14 protein-coding genes are annotated in these 13,954 nt (G+C 61.8%); 5 read left to right on the top strand and 9 right to left on the bottom strand.

Features of this window, described 5'->3' with window-relative positions; all coding sequences use genetic code 11:
* Nucleotides 1-14 precede the first annotated feature (14 nt).
* The 3 genes from GH983_RS18735 (at nt 15) to GH983_RS18725 (ending at nt 4,747) form a co-directional block, all read left to right on the top strand.
* On the top strand, nt 15-2,078 hold the full coding sequence (locus GH983_RS18735; protein WP_153763216.1) for a M3 family metallopeptidase: 2,064 nt from the start codon (nt 15-17) through the stop codon (nt 2,076-2,078).
* Between the two features lie 157 nt (nt 2,079-2,235).
* Nucleotides 2,236-4,056 (top strand): translational GTPase TypA, encoded by a 1,821-nt coding sequence (gene typA, locus GH983_RS18730; protein WP_054150361.1) that lies wholly within the window; start codon nt 2,236-2,238, stop codon nt 4,054-4,056.
* Between the two features lie 184 nt (nt 4,057-4,240).
* Entirely contained in the window at nt 4,241-4,747 is a 507-nt protein-coding gene (locus tag GH983_RS18725; protein ID WP_069042859.1) for a GNAT family N-acetyltransferase, read from the top strand.
* Between the two features lie 11 nt (nt 4,748-4,758).
* Here the strand turns inward: GH983_RS18725 and GH983_RS18720 are convergent, their stop codons facing one another.
* Entirely contained in the window at nt 4,759-5,385 is a 627-nt protein-coding gene (locus GH983_RS18720) for a hypothetical protein (protein ID WP_083229636.1), read from the bottom strand.
* Between the two features lie 128 nt (nt 5,386-5,513).
* On the opposite strand from GH983_RS18720, the gene ppa reads away from it, so the two are divergent.
* Entirely contained in the window at nt 5,514-6,050 is a 537-nt protein-coding gene (gene ppa / locus GH983_RS18715; protein WP_054150364.1) for an inorganic diphosphatase, read from the top strand.
* 4 nt (nt 6,051-6,054) lie between these two features.
* Here the strand turns inward: ppa and GH983_RS18710 are convergent, their stop codons facing one another.
* Together GH983_RS18710 and GH983_RS18705 are read right to left on the bottom strand one after the other, a co-directional pair.
* Complete coding sequence (locus GH983_RS18710; RefSeq protein ID WP_069042860.1) at nt 6,055-6,369, bottom strand: DUF167 domain-containing protein; 315 nt, start codon at nt 6,367-6,369, stop codon at nt 6,055-6,057.
* A complete protein-coding gene (locus GH983_RS18705) occupies nt 6,366-6,656 on the bottom strand; it encodes a YggT family protein (RefSeq protein ID WP_054150366.1) in 291 nt (96 codons plus the stop codon). Before GH983_RS18705 ends, GH983_RS18710 begins: the two co-directional genes overlap by 4 nt.
* A 124-nt stretch (nt 6,657-6,780) precedes the next feature.
* Here GH983_RS18705 and GH983_RS18700 point away from each other — a divergent pair, with 124 nt between their 5' ends.
* A complete protein-coding gene (locus tag GH983_RS18700) occupies nt 6,781-8,028 on the top strand; it encodes an MFS transporter (RefSeq protein ID WP_054150391.1) in 1,248 nt (415 codons plus the stop codon).
* On the opposite strand, the gene GH983_RS18695 is transcribed toward GH983_RS18700, so the two are convergent.
* The 6 genes from GH983_RS18695 to hemC all read right to left on the bottom strand — a co-directional run bounded on the left by GH983_RS18695 (nt 8,013) and on the right by hemC (nt 13,918).
* Nucleotides 8,013-8,747: a glutamine amidotransferase gene (locus GH983_RS18695; RefSeq protein WP_153763215.1), complete on the bottom strand. Its 735-nt coding sequence runs from the start codon at nt 8,745-8,747 to the stop codon at nt 8,013-8,015. The genes GH983_RS18700 and GH983_RS18695 overlap by 16 nt on opposite strands.
* Nucleotides 8,737-9,216 (bottom strand): TerB family tellurite resistance protein, encoded by a 480-nt coding sequence (locus tag GH983_RS18690; RefSeq protein WP_054150393.1) that lies wholly within the window; start codon nt 9,214-9,216, stop codon nt 8,737-8,739. Before GH983_RS18690 ends, GH983_RS18695 begins: the two co-directional genes overlap by 11 nt.
* A gap of 10 nt (nt 9,217-9,226) precedes the next feature.
* Nucleotides 9,227-10,894, bottom strand: a complete 1,668-nt coding sequence (locus tag GH983_RS18685) for a heme biosynthesis protein HemY (protein ID WP_153763214.1) — start codon at nt 10,892-10,894, stop codon at nt 9,227-9,229.
* 3 nt (nt 10,895-10,897) lie between these two features.
* On the bottom strand, nt 10,898-12,175 hold the full coding sequence (locus GH983_RS18680) for a mitofilin family membrane protein (protein WP_153763213.1): 1,278 nt from the start codon (nt 12,173-12,175) through the stop codon (nt 10,898-10,900).
* Between the two features lie 90 nt (nt 12,176-12,265).
* Entirely contained in the window at nt 12,266-12,985 is a 720-nt protein-coding gene (locus GH983_RS18675; protein WP_153763212.1) for a uroporphyrinogen-III synthase, read from the bottom strand.
* A gap of 3 nt (nt 12,986-12,988) precedes the next feature.
* Nucleotides 12,989-13,918, bottom strand: a complete 930-nt coding sequence (gene hemC, locus GH983_RS18670; protein WP_069042865.1) for a hydroxymethylbilane synthase — start codon at nt 13,916-13,918, stop codon at nt 12,989-12,991.
* Nucleotides 13,919-13,954: the final 36 nt, after the last annotated feature.

The following is a 13,954-nucleotide window of genomic DNA, read 5'->3' as shown; positions in this document are numbered from 1 at the left end:
CAGGAGGTTTTCGCATGGTCCAGTCGTCTGTTTTCAATCCCGCCGTCACCGAGTGGCAGGGGCCGCATGGCCTGCCGCAGTTCGAGAAGGTTGGCGACGACGACTATGCGCCGGCCTTTGACGCGGCGCTGAAAGAGCACGACGCGGAAATCGATGCGATCGCAGGTAATCCTGAACCGGCGACTTTCGCGAACACGATCGTTGCACTGGAAATCGCGGGCGACGCGCTCTCCCGTGTGTCGGCCCTGTTCTGGAACCGTGCCGGTGCCCATACCAATCCCGACATCCAGGCTCTGGAGCGCGAGATCGCGCCGAAGATGTCGCGCCACTATTCGAAGATCGGCATGAACGCGGCGCTGTTCCGCCGCATCGATGACCTCTGGACACGCCAGGCGGATCTCGGGCTGACGGTTGAGCAGACCCGCGTTCTGGAACGCCACTGGAAGGGCTTCGTGAAAGCGGGTGCCAAGTTGCCGAAGGCCGAGCAGGAGCGTCTGGCGGCGATCAACGAAAGGCTCGCGAGCCTCGGTGCCAGTTTCGGCCAGAACGTCCTCGCCGACGAATCGTCGTGGACCCTGCCGCTTGTCGGCGAGGAGGATCTCGCTGGTATCCCCGCCTTCCTGCGCGATGCCATGGCGTCTGCGGCTGCCGCCCATGGCGGCGGACACAGCCATGTGGTGACACTGTCGCGGTCGATCATCGAGCCCTTCCTCACCTTCTCCGAACGTCGCGACCTGCGCGAGATCGCCTTCAAGGCCTGGACCACGCGCGGCATCAATGGCGGGGCAACGGACAACCGGGAAATCGTCAAGGAAACCCTGGCTCTCAGGGCAGAGAAGGCGGCTCTGCTCGGCTACAAGGACTTTGCCTCCTACAAGCTCGACAACACGATGGCGAAGACACCGGAAGCGGTGAACGGTCTCCTGATGCAGGTCTGGGAAAAAGCGGTCTCTCAGGCGCGCGCCGAAGAGGCCGAGCTTGCCGCCTTGATTGCTGAAGAGGGAAAGAACCATGACGTCGCGCCGTGGGACTGGCGCCACTACGCCGAAAAGCTCCGGGCACAGAAGTTCAATTTTTCCGAAACCGAACTGAAGCCCTATCTGCAGCTCGAAAAGATCATCGAGGCCTGCTTCGACGTCGCGGGCCGCATCTTCGGCATCCGCGCCGTGCCGCTTGCCAATGTCGTTGGCTATCATCCGGATGTGCGGGTCTTCGAGATCCGCGACCGGAACGACAAGCTGGTGGCGCTTTTCCTCGGTGACTATTTCGCCCGTTCATCGAAGCGCTCGGGTGCCTGGATGAGCAGTTTCCAGGCGCAGCACCGGCTGCCGCTGAAGAACGGCCGCCAGGGTGAGCTGCCGATTATCTACAATGTCTGCAATTTCGCCAAGCCCGAGCCCGGCAAGCCGGCGCTGCTGTCACTCGACGATGCCCGCACACTCTTCCACGAATTCGGCCACGCCGCACATGGCATGCTGTCGGATGTCACCTATCCTTCTGTCTCGGGCACGGGCGTATCACGAGACTTCGTCGAACTGCCGTCGCAGCTCTACGAACACTGGCTGACTGTGCCGCAAATCCTCAAGACCTATGCGGTCCACTACCAGACCGGCGAACCGATGCCGCAGGCATTGCTCGACAAGGTGCTCGCCGCCCGAACCTTCAACGCGGGCTTCAACACCGTCGAATTCACCTCGTCGGCGCTCGTTGATATGGCCTTCCACACACGCGGGGCGGTCGAAGACCCGATTGCGGTGCAGGCCGAGGTGCTCGAGAAGATCGGCATGCCCGCTTCGATCGTCATGCGCCACGCCACGCCGCACTTCCAGCATGTGTTTTCCGGTGACGGCTATTCTGCCGGCTACTATTCCTACATGTGGTCGGAAGTCCTCGATGCCGACGCCTTCGCGGCCTTCGAGGAGACCGGCAATCCCTTCGATCCGGAGATGGCATCGAAGCTCAAGACCCACATTTATGCCTCGGGTGGATCGGTCGATCCGGAGGATGCCTACAAGGCATTCCGCGGCAAGCTGCCAAGCCCGGAGGCGATGCTGAAGAAGAAAGGGCTTGCCGCTTAAGGCTTGCAGTGCACCCGAAATTTGCCGTCGGCGGTAACCATCGCCGGCGCATCGGGCGTTTCCCCCTTTCGCAAATGCAAAAAACAAGGTATGAGCGCGCCAAAGTAAATCGGCGCCACTCTCCCGTATTGCGCCCCAGCTATCAGAGATCACAAACATGAAAATGCGCAACATCGCGATTATCGCGCACGTCGACCATGGAAAAACGACCCTTGTGGACGAGCTTCTGAAGCAGTCGGGGTCTTTCCGTGAGAACCAGCGCACCGCCGAGCGCATGATGGATTCGAACGACCTCGAAAAGGAACGTGGCATCACGATCCTGGCCAAGGCGACTTCGATCGAGTGGAAGGGGCACCGCATCAACATCGTCGATACGCCCGGTCACGCCGACTTCGGCGGTGAAGTAGAGCGTATCCTGTCGATGGTGGACGGCGCGATCGTTCTGGTCGACTCGTCTGAAGGCCCGATGCCGCAGACCAAGTTCGTTGTCGGCAAGGCGCTGAAGGTCGGTCTTCGCCCGATCGTCGCGATCAACAAGATCGACCGCCCGGACGGCCGCCACGAAGAAGTCATCAACGAAGTCTTCGACCTCTTCGCCAATCTCGATGCGACCGACGATCAGCTCGACTTCCCGATCCTGTACGGCTCTGGTCGCGATGGCTGGATGAACGTGAACCCGGAAGGTCCGAAGGATGCCGGTCTCGCGCCGCTTCTCGACCTCGTGCTCGAGCATGTTCCGGAGCCTAACGTCGAAGAAGGCCCGTTCCGCATGATCGGAACGCTTCTCGAAGCCAACCCCTTCCTCGGTCGCATCATCACCGGTCGTATCGCTTCCGGCTCGATCAAGCCGAACCAGGCTGTCAAGGTTCTCGCCCAGGATGGCAAGACCGTTGAAACCGGCCGTATTTCGAAGATCCTCGCGTTCCGCGGCATCGAGCGCCAGCCGATCGAAGAAGCCCATGCTGGTGACATCGTCGCCATCGCCGGCCTTTCGAAGGGCACGGTTGCTGACACGTTCTGCGATCCGTCGATCACCGAAGCCATGACGGCACAGCCGATCGATCCGCCGACCGTCACCATGTCCTTCCTCGTCAATGACAGCCCGCTTGCCGGCACGGAAGGTGACAAGGTCACAAGCCGTGTCATCCGCGATCGCCTGTTCAAGGAAGCTGAAGGCAATGTCGCCCTGAAGATCGAAGAATCCGACGGCAAGGACTCGTTCTTCGTGTCCGGCCGTGGCGAATTGCAGCTCGCCGTTCTCATTGAGACCATGCGCCGCGAAGGCTTCGAGCTTGCCGTTTCGCGTCCGCGCGTCGTCATGCACAAGGACGAGAGCGGCCAGACCATGGAGCCGATCGAAGAAGTCGTGATCGACGTCGATGAAGAGCATTCCGGAGTCGTCGTTCAGAAGATGTCCGAGCGCAAGGCTGAAATGGTCGAGCTTCGCCCGTCTGGCGGTAGCCGCGTTCGTCTGCGCTTCTACGCACCGACCCGTGGCCTGATCGGCTACCAGTCGGAACTCCTGACCGATACGCGCGGCACGGCGATTATGAACCGCCTGTTCCACGACTACCAGCCTTACAAGGGTGCGATCACCGGTCGCGTCAACGGCGTTCTGCTGTCCAACCAGTCGGGTGAAGCTGTTGCCTATGCGATGTTCAACCTGGAAGACCGCGGCCCGATGATCATCGAGCCAGGTGAAAAGGTTTATGCCGGCATGATCATCGGCATCCACACGCGTGACAACGACCTCGAAGTCAACGTTCTCAAGGGCAAGCAGCTGACCAACATCCGCTCGGCCGGCAAGGACGAAGCCGTCAAGCTCACCCCGCCGATCCGCATGACGCTGGACCGCGCGCTCTCCTGGATCCAGGACGACGAGCTGATGGAAGTCACGCCGAAGTCGATCCGTCTGCGCAAGATGTTCCTCGATGCGAACGATCGCAAGCGCATGGAAAAGTCCAAGGCTGCCATCTGAGGCGCAAGTCTCTGAAAATATGTTTCGTTTTGAAACCCCGGTCCAAAAGGCCGGGGTTTTGTTTGTGCAACCTGCGCCTTCTGCCTTGCGAGTAATCTTAAAAAAGCGTTAAATTTTCTCGTTGGACCGATGCAGGTCCAGGCTCCGCGTCTCATCAGGGGGCGCGCCAGAGTGGGTTTACGTTATGAAGACGTTGTCGATCGACATGCGCTTGGCAGGCCCCGGTGATGCCGCCGCGATCGCGGATGCTCATCGCAATGCCTGGATGCACGCCTATTCCGGCATCATTCCCTATCGTGCGCTGACCCGTATGGTCGAGCGCCGCGGCGAAAGCTGGTGGCGAAAGGCGACGCGTGGTCCCGCCACGATCCTTGTTGCCGAAGTGGCTGGTCAAGTCGCTGGTTATGCTTCCCTCGGCTACAACAGAGCGCGCGTCTTGCCGCATGAGGGCGAGATCTATGAGTTGTATCTCCGGCCCGAATATCAGGGTATCGGGCTCGGTTACCAGCTGTTCCACGAGGCGCGGCGGATTTTGAACTCACTGGGCTGCAACGGCATGGTCGTCTGGTGCCTTGAAGACAGCGAGATTGCCGCAAATTTCTTCCGGACGAACGGCGGTACGGATGCCGTCGAGGGGATGGAAGACTTCGACGACGTGCACCTGAAGAAGCTTGGCTTCATCTGGAACTGACCGCGTTTGCCTCAGTCAACGACGTAACCCTCGGGCCAACTGAAGGTGCGCTCACTGGTCAGGTCGCCGCGCTTGCCATACCATTCCGGTGGCTGCATGCCGCAGTCGAAAGTGTCAGCAATATCGTCTGCCACCTGTCTGGCCACCCTGTTGGCGTCGGCGGTCGCCTTCGCATCCACCATCCCGACGAAGCAGGAGCCCGGATAGGCTGCCGTTCCGACGCGAGAAATGACAAGAGCCTGGCCTGTGCTTTCCGGGCTGGGTGATCCGCTGGGTCCCGGGTTTTCGATGAACCAGCGCAGGATTGCCGCCACCGGTGTGCCCGCCCCATTGAGTCGCCACTCGATCTTCGTATTGACCCGGTTGAAGGCAGAAAAGCTCTCGAAGGCGCCCTCGATGAGTTCCCGATCGACCTTGCCGAAGATCACGCTCTGCCGAAGGTCGCCCTCCTTGAAGTAGACGGGAAACTCGCCGTAACCATCGCACTTCAGCGATACGCTCATCGGGTCCTCTGCCAATGTCTCACAGGCATCGAGGTCAAGATCCGTATAGCTGCTGTCGTTTGCGGGAGCGGGGCTCGCAAGTGTCAGGACGGTCAGAAGCGACAGGCCCGACATCACTCCATTCTTCTTGCTCATGCTGTCTGCACTCCCCGTCTTTTGGCGTCGTGCCCGGTGACCTGCGACTCAGCCGAAAGCCGTGTTGCATTGCGCCATAATTCGCATTAGGTAGCGCAGGAATTCAACACTCTACGGGGTCCAATAATATGCGTATTGATGCAATTGCCATCGGCAAGAACCCGCCGGAAGACATCAACGTCATCGTCGAAGTTCCTGTCGGCGGCCAGCCGATCAAGTATGAGATGGACAAGGACGCCGGCACGCTGGTCGTCGACCGCTTCCTCTACACCCCGATGACCTATCCGGGCAATTACGGCTTCGTGCCGCACACGCTCTGCAAGGACGGCGACCCGCTCGACGTTCTGATCTGCAACACGCGCCCGCTCGTTCCGGGCTGCGTCATCAATGTTCGCCCGATCGGCGTGATGATGATGGAAGACGATGGCGGCATGGACGAGAAGATCCTCGCCGTGCCGGTACCGAAGCTGACGCGTCGCTATGACAAGATCACCAACTACACGGATCTTCCGGAAATCACGCTGAAGCAGATCCAGCACTTCTTCGAGCACTACAAGGATCTGGAGCCCGGCAAGTGGGTCAAGATCGGCGACTGGATGGATGTCGATGCTGCCAAGCAGATCATTCTGGACTCGATCCAGCGCGCCAAGGACGAAGGCAAGTAAGTTCTCAGGCGGACGCGAGAGCGTCTAACCGCGATTTCAAATCCTCCGGGTCGCCCTCGATCCGGAGGATTTTTTGTCTTGAGGTTTCGCCGGAGACGACTGTTATCGTCGATTTCGGGACCTTCAAGGATTTTGAGAGCAGGGCGATGAGGGCCTTGTTGGCCTTGCCCTTTTCGGGCACGGCGGTCACGCGGGCCTTCAGATGTGACTGGCCGTCGGCGGAAACTTCCACCCCGTCAAACGCATCGCGCCCGCCGTTCGGTGTCAGCCGGACGGCGAGCAGGAGATGGTCATGGCCAAGACGGTAGGGGCTTGTCACGCCACCAGCGGGTAGATGCTGTTCCAGAGGAAGGAACGCAGGAAGAAGATGATCAACAGCAGGACAATCGGCGAAATGTCGATACCGCCGAGATCCGGCATGAAGCGGCGGATCGGGCGGAGGGCCGGTTCGGTGACGTTGTGGAGGAATTGTCCAAGCGTCGCCACGAATCGATTGCTGGAGTTGATCACGTTGAAGGCGTAGAGCCAGGAGAAGATCGCACTGCCGATCAGAATCCAGGTAAAGATGCTCAGGGCAAGGTCGATCGTCTGAAACAGTGCGTACATTCAGGTCTCCATTTCTCGGTTGACAGTGATGTAGACATTGGCGACTTAACGGACAAGTGGATGGGGCCCACGCACTCCGAATCATGTTTAACGGCGGGCCTGTCCGCAGCTTAAGGTCACTTCGATGCACCCGTCCTCGGCCGATGATCGTTTCGCCGCGTTTCGGCATTCCTCCTACACGCGTTTCTTCTTTGCCCGCTTCCTGGGAGCCTTCGCCACCCAGATCCTCAGCGTCTCCGTCGGCTGGCAGATGTATGACATGACGGGCAATGTCTTTTATCTCGGTCTGATCGGTCTGGTGCAATTCCTGCCGTCACTGCTCCTGATCCTCGTCACCGGTTCCGTCGCCGACCGCTATAACCGCCGGGCCATCGTCTCGATCTGCATGATCGTCAGCGCCATCTGCGCCGGAGCGCTGCTTGGGCTGACCATCGCCGATGCCTTCGAGCCGACGATCGTATTTGCCATCCTCGTCGTCTTCGGCATCGAGCGCGCCTTTGCAGCGCCCGCCGTGCAGTCGCTTGCGCCCAACCTGGTGCCGCAGAAGGATCTCTCCAACGCGGTCGCCTGGAATTCGTCCTCCTGGCAGACAGCGTCGATCGTCGGCCCCGTGGCCGGTGGTCTGCTCTACGGAGCGAGCCCTGTTGTTGCTTATTCCGTGTCCTTTGCTTTCTTCGCGGCTGCGGCGATCCTGGTCTTCCTCGTCAAGCGCCCGCCACAGCGGAAGTCGGAGAAGGCCGTCAGTCTCGATACGCTGTTTGCCGGCTTCCGCTTCATCTTCGGCGAGAAGGTGGTGCTGGGTGCGATCTCGCTCGACCTCTTCGCCGTCCTGCTCGGCGGCGCCGTGGCGCTGATGCCGGTCTTTGCGCGTGACATTCTCGATCTCGGCCCCTGGGGGCTAGGTCTCCTGCGCGCCGCACCCGGGATCGGCGCCATCATCGTTGCCATCGCGCTGGCGACCTTCCCGATCCGTCACAATGCCGGGATCTTTATGTTCATCGGTGTTGCGCTGTTCGGGGCCGGCACGATCGTCTTTGGCTTGTCCGAATATGCGTGGCTTTCGATCCTCGCCTTGATGCTGATGGGTGCCGCCGACATGGCGTCCGTCTATGTGCGTGAGACGCTGATCGCTCTCTGGACTCCAGACGAGGTGCGTGGCCGGGTCAATGCCGTCAACATGGTCTTTGTCGGAGCTTCCAACGAGCTCGGCGAATTCCGCGCCGGCACCATGGCGCATTTCATCGGGCCTGTGCCAGCTGTCGTGATCGGTGGTTTCGGCACGCTCGCCGTTGCGGCCGTCTGGGCGCTCGGTTTCCCGCAGCTGCGCAAGATCGACAGTCTCGAAGTGCCGGAGCGTCAGGAGGCGCGCTGATCACGCTCGAAGATCAGGTCGAGGAAATCCGAAAGCCAGGCGCGCAAGGGGGCGTCGAAGATCATCCGGCCTTCCAGATGTTCCCGGCCTTGCTGGGCATTCGGTAGCACGAATCGATGTGCACCATGGACGACCCAGCGGTGCATCATGGCGCGGGTCAGTTCGGCATGGAACTGCACGGCCCAGGCGTTTTCGCCATAGCGGAAGGCCTGGTTCGGGTAGAGGTCGCCGGTCGCGAGCAATTTTGCACCATTGGGCAGGCTGAAACCCTCGCGATGGAAGTGATAGACCATCTTCGGCCAATGCATCAGCAGGCGGCCATGCTCCGTCGGCCGGATCGGATACCAGCCGATCTCGGTGCGTTCCTCGCGGTCGGCCTCCACCTTGCCGCCGAGATGGCGGACCAGCATCTGGGCGCCGAGGCAGATGCCGAGGAACGGCTTGTTTTCCTTGAGCGGTACATCGAGCCAGTTGATTTCGGTCTTGATGTAATCGTCGGGATCATTGGCGCTCATTGGCCCGCCGAAGACGACCGCGCCAGCGTGGTTCCTCAGGCTCTTCGGCAAGTCTTCGCCGAGCACCGGGCGGCGGATGTCGAGCGGGTAACCCTTTTCTTCCAGCATCTGGCCGACCCGGCCGGGGCTGGAACGTTCCTGATGCAGGACGATCAGGACAGGCAGCTTGCGATCGTGCGAACGCGACCGTTCCTCACGTGGCATCGTCGATCGCTCCAAGACCCGCACGTTCGGCTGCTTCCTGCCGCTGGACGATGCGTTCACGCCCGGAGACACCGAGCAGATCGGCAACCCGCCAGATCGCGTGGTCTTCCATTTCGCTGCGGGTGCCATCGGCATAGACAATGTCCCAGAGGATGCCCACGAGGTGCTGGCGCTCATCTTCATTCAGCTGGCGCTTCAGTTCCGTGGTGAAGCGGTAGTAGTCGACCGCCTCGCTTTCCGCGTCCTGACCGGCTTCGATCAAGGCGTCGAGGGCGCTATCTTCGAGCCCGTATTCTTCTTTCAGGATTTCCCGCAGTTTCATCCGCTCGGTATCGCGCACGACGCCGTCTGCCTCCATGACCTGGAGACAGAGGGCAGCGACGGCGATCCGGGGATCGTCGGGGGCGAAGACCGCCTTGGGGCGGTCCTGCATCACGGATTGGAAGAAGGCTTGCAAGCGGTCGAGCATGCGGATCCCGTCAGAACAGTTTCAGGCGCGTTTTGGCTTCCGGTGCGGCGAGCGCCGGATCCTTGACCCCGGGGTCATCGGGCGGCCGGCCGAAGAATGGCTCGACCACAGCTGGCTCCTGTGCAGCGGCAGTGGCCTCTCTGGATGCGATCACCGCAGGTTTCTCCGGCTTTGTCGCTTTGGCCGGAGGTGCCTCCGGTTCGATTGCTTTTGCTTGAGGCTCGGCATCGATCACCCGGGCTTCCGGTTGCACGATTTTCGGCTTTGCCGTCTCGAACTGAGGTTCGGGCTGCGCAGGCGCTTCGGTCCTTGCAACAGGTGGCAGGGAGGCAAGTGCCTTTTCGCCTTCGGAGACGCTGCCTTCTTCGATCGGGCCGGCCAGTTGGTCGAAGGGTGTCTTCCATTCGAAGGCATCGAGACGACCGGTGACCGGCGATATCGGCATCCAGCGTTCAGAGACATGGCCGTCGGCCACCCAGGCGGGGTCGCGCGGCGCCTTCAGGGCCTGGCCCATCCAATGGCGGATACGGCCCTGATCGCCGGTTTCGGCCTCTTCAATATCCGCAAGGAGCAGATAGACCCGTTCGCGCGAAGCGATACGGGCAGCAGCTTCCGCCTTTGTCCGAGCCTTCTTGAAATCCTGGGCATCGAGCGCTGCCTCGGCGACAACAAGCAACGACTCGTAATTGTTCGGCTTCAGGGCCTCAAGCTTCTCCGCCTTCTTGAGACGGTCCACGGCGCTGTCACCGCTGCGCGCCCGCACATAGGCCCGGGCAATTTCCGGGTGCGGTTCGATCTTCCAGACCTGTTCCAGCGTGTGTGACGCCTTGCGGAGGTTGTCTTCGCGCATATAGGCCTTGGCGGCCACGATCGCGGCCGGGACGAGACCCTTGGCGAGCTTCAGTGCCTTCAACGCGCTGTCGCGTGCGCCCGCCGGTTCGGCTTCGAGCTGGTCCTCGGCCTTTGCGGTCAAAAGCACGGCCTTCAGGCGTTCGGCCTCGTGGCGTTCCAGGACATGGGCGATCTTCTGCTGGTCGAGCAGTCGGATCGCATCGTCCCAGTGCCCGGCGCGGCAGCGGTGTTCGAGCGTCGCCTTGGCCGCCCAGGGCAGGTAGGGAGCAGCTTCCGCTGCGGTTTCGGCATATTGCCGAGCTGCCTCATGGGCCCCCAGACGATTTGCCTCGATATAAAGGCCGCGTAGGCCCAGCTCTCGGGTCTCCGGATCTTCGGACATCTCCTGGAACAGCCGGCGGGCCTCGTCATGGCGGCCTTCGATCAGAGCGGCCTGGGCATCCAGCACGCGGATCAGGGGCTCCTGATCAGCGCGTATCAGGCTTCTGGCGCGGGCGCTCATCTTGCGGGCCAGGATCGCGTTTCCAGCACCTGCGGCAATCAGACCGGTGGAGAGCGCCTGATAGCCGCGGTCGCGCTTGCGGGCGCGGAAGAAGCGGCGAACCGAGTGGGGCGAAGTCCAGAGCGTGCGTAGCAGCCACCAGGTTACCATGATCACGGCGACGAGCCCGACGAGCGCCGTCACGGCGACTATGAGATCGGTATTGTACTGTTGACCTTCCCAGATCAGCGAGATTTCACCGGGACGATCCGCGATCCAGGAGAAGCCGAAGCCGAGCGCCAGGATGAAACCGAAGAAGAAGAGGACCTTGAGGATGGTTGTCATGCGTCAGCCTCCGTTTCCGGCCACGGTCTGAGACAGCGCCGCGGCTACCCGCTCCTCGGCCTCGATCCGGTTCTTCAGAGTTGTAGCAAACTCCGATGAGGCCGCCTTGCCGGCTTCAGGCAGTGTTTCCCATTCCAGGGCCGCGCCCTTGAGGTCGCCATTCTGCAGCTTGTTTTCAACGCGGGCGACGATGGCCTCCGGCGTATCGCCCTCTACATTGCCGACGGGCCGCACCTTGACCAGCGAGCGGGCGCTCGCCATCAGGCGATCGGTCCAGCCTTCGCCTTGCTCCGGCTGGTGGATGGCGGCGAGGATCTCCTCCGCCACCTGGTTGAACTGCCGTGTCAGATCCGACCGAGACGGTACGCCGTTGCTTGCAAGCGGTGTGAGTGCGGCAACCGCCGGATCCTCGGGCGAAACGCTTTTCAAGGCGTCGAGCTCCGACAGGAACGGGCCGCCGCGATCGATTGCGGTCTTCAAACCGGAAAGGGCGATGGCACGCGCCATTTCAACGTCGCTGCGTGGTTCGTCCAGCTTGCGCTCGGCTTCATCAAGTCGCGTGGCGCTCTGGTCGAGCGCCTGCTTGTTGCTGGCGATTTCCGCACGCAGGGATTCGATCGCCTGTTCAGCAGCGACCAGCTGCGTCTTGAGTGCTTCGACAGCGGCGGCATCGGCGGTCGGCTCGGAGCCCGCATTGGCGACGCTGGTTTCGAGCGCTGTTATCCGCTCGGCAAGTGCAGGGTCGGTGGCGGGCGCCGCGGGTTGTGCCGCCAGGCGCGCGACTTCGGCCTTCAACGCGTCAAGCTCTGCCGTGTCCACGGCTGGAGCCTGGACCGTCTGTTCCGGGCCCAGGCCGGGAACGATCCCGGCATATTGCATGCTGCCGGCCAGAGCGAGTGCCACGAGGCCGCCGAAGATGCCGGAGGCAACCAGGGTCGAGGTCGGAGGGGACTGGCGAACCGGTTCCCGGTTGGTGGTTGTCTCGCTTTTCGCTGCCGTTTCAGCACGCGTTTCCGTGTCATCGACAGGGGCGGTTTCAGCCGTCGGCTCCGGCGTGGGCGTCCAGGGATCTGCCGGCGTTTCAGGGGGAGCGTCGTTCGAAGCCGTGGCACTTGCGGTCGGCTCGTCGGGCACGGCAGACGAGGCAGGGGTATCCGATGGCAGAGCATCGGCCTCGGCATTGCCGGAATCCGCGGCGGACTTGGTTTCCTCAGCGGTCAGGTCGATTGTCACCGGATCATCGGTGGCTTTCGATCGACGGGGTGGCTTTCCGGAAACCATGGCAACCTCTTCATTTCGTGCGTGTGATTAAACCTAGTCAGTCCTCAAGGCGAAGGGAAGGCCCGAGGTTCCATTTCACGCGGCACTGCATCAAAGCAGAAGAAGGAGCAGATCCTCGCGAGGTTCCATAGGCCAACGGCATCTGGCGTGAAAATCTGCCGGCAGGGCGTCGGCAATCTTTTCACTCAGGCAGAGAAAGCGTGTCTGGGGCCAGTCGAGCACTTCGCTCGTTCGGTCGTGCAACTCCCCGAGACGCCTTGCCGTTTCGGAGGAGTAGACCAGAATTACTTCCGGCATCGGGGTGAGCTTGTCGATTACCGCGGTGTCGGGATAGGTGGACGGAACCATCCGGTAACATTCCCGTACGTCCACCATGCGTCCCGCCTCTCGCAGCTTGGCTTCGAAGTCTGGAGAGCGTGGAGTTCCCGTCAAATAGAGGATCGATGCGCCCGGATGTTGGTCCGACTTCGCGATGAGCAGTCCAGCCAGGGAGTGTCCGTCACCGTCGGCAACCGAAACATCCTTGAAACCGGCCTCTCTTGCTGCACGGGCCGTGGCGCGACCGACGGCGAAGAGGGGCGGAGCCAGGAAGGCACGTCTTGCATTGTCCGGAAGCGTTTTCAGCACGCGCATCGCTTCGGCACTGGTCACGGCAAGGAAACCTGCGTCGGGTGCGGGAGGGGCGGCGAGTGCCTCGGGCTGTTGCATCGCCTGCATCAGGGGCAGGAGCACGGGCTCATGACCACGGCGTTCGAGTTCGGCGGCGGTTCTGGCCGAGGCCGGCTCCGGACGCGTCACGAGAACGCGCATGCCTCAATTCCAGCTATCGAAGAAGTCGCTGCCGGCCTTGCTGCGAACTGTGCCGCCGGCTCTCGCGCCGAGTACGGCAGCCTCTGTCCGGCTTCCCTCGATCTCCACGTCATGCCAGCGGCTTCCGTCGGGCGTCAGGATCATGCCGGCAAAGCGGATTGCGTCGCCCTGCACCGTTGCAAGGCCTGCAATCGGCGTTCGGCAGGAGCCATCGAGCGCGCCGAGAAAGGCGCGTTCGCAGCTGACAGCGTCAAAGGTATCGTGGTCATTGATCGCTTCGAGCAGGTCGTTGACCCTTGCATCGCCGATGCGGCTCTCGATGCAAATCGCGCCCTGCGCCGGTGCCGGGGGAAAGTCGCTCGGGTCGAGCAGTTCGGTCGGGATCTCGGGCTTGCCGAGACGGCGCAGGCCGGCATAGGCGAGCAGCGTCGCATCCACTTCGCCATCGGCAAGCTTGCGCAGGCGGGTGTCGACCAGGCCGCGGAAGGTGATCACGTTGATATCTGGGCGGATGCGGCGGATGAGTGCCTGGCGACGAAGCGAAGACGAGCCGACGGTTGCCCCTTGAGGAAGTTCCTTCAGCGTCGGAGCCGTGCGGCCAACGACGGCGTCGCGGACATCCTCGCGCGGCAGGAATGCCGAAAGGAAAAGGCCTTCGGGCAATTTGGTCGGCATGTCCTTCGAGGAATGCACCGCAAAGTCGAGATCGCCCGAGAGAAGTTGATCCTCCAGCTCCTCGGTGAACAGTCCCTTGCCGCCGATTTCGGACAGCGCACGATCTGTGATCCGGTCGCCCTTGGTGGAGAGCACCACGATCTCGAACATCTCCTCCGGCAGTCCATGGGCGACCATGAGGCGCGCGCGTGTCTCCGAAGCCTGGGCGAGAGCGAGCGGGCTGCCCCGCGTGCCGATGCGGAAAGGTTTTGTTTGCATCCGAACTTGTCCGTTGTTACCGACAGATTTCGTAGA

It is taken from the genome of Agrobacterium sp. MA01 (genome assembly GCF_009650195.1).
Classification (GTDB): domain Bacteria; phylum Pseudomonadota; class Alphaproteobacteria; order Rhizobiales; family Rhizobiaceae; genus Allorhizobium.
The sequence above is the reverse complement of the archived record's forward strand: the minus strand, read 5'-3'. Positions and strand labels throughout refer to the sequence as shown.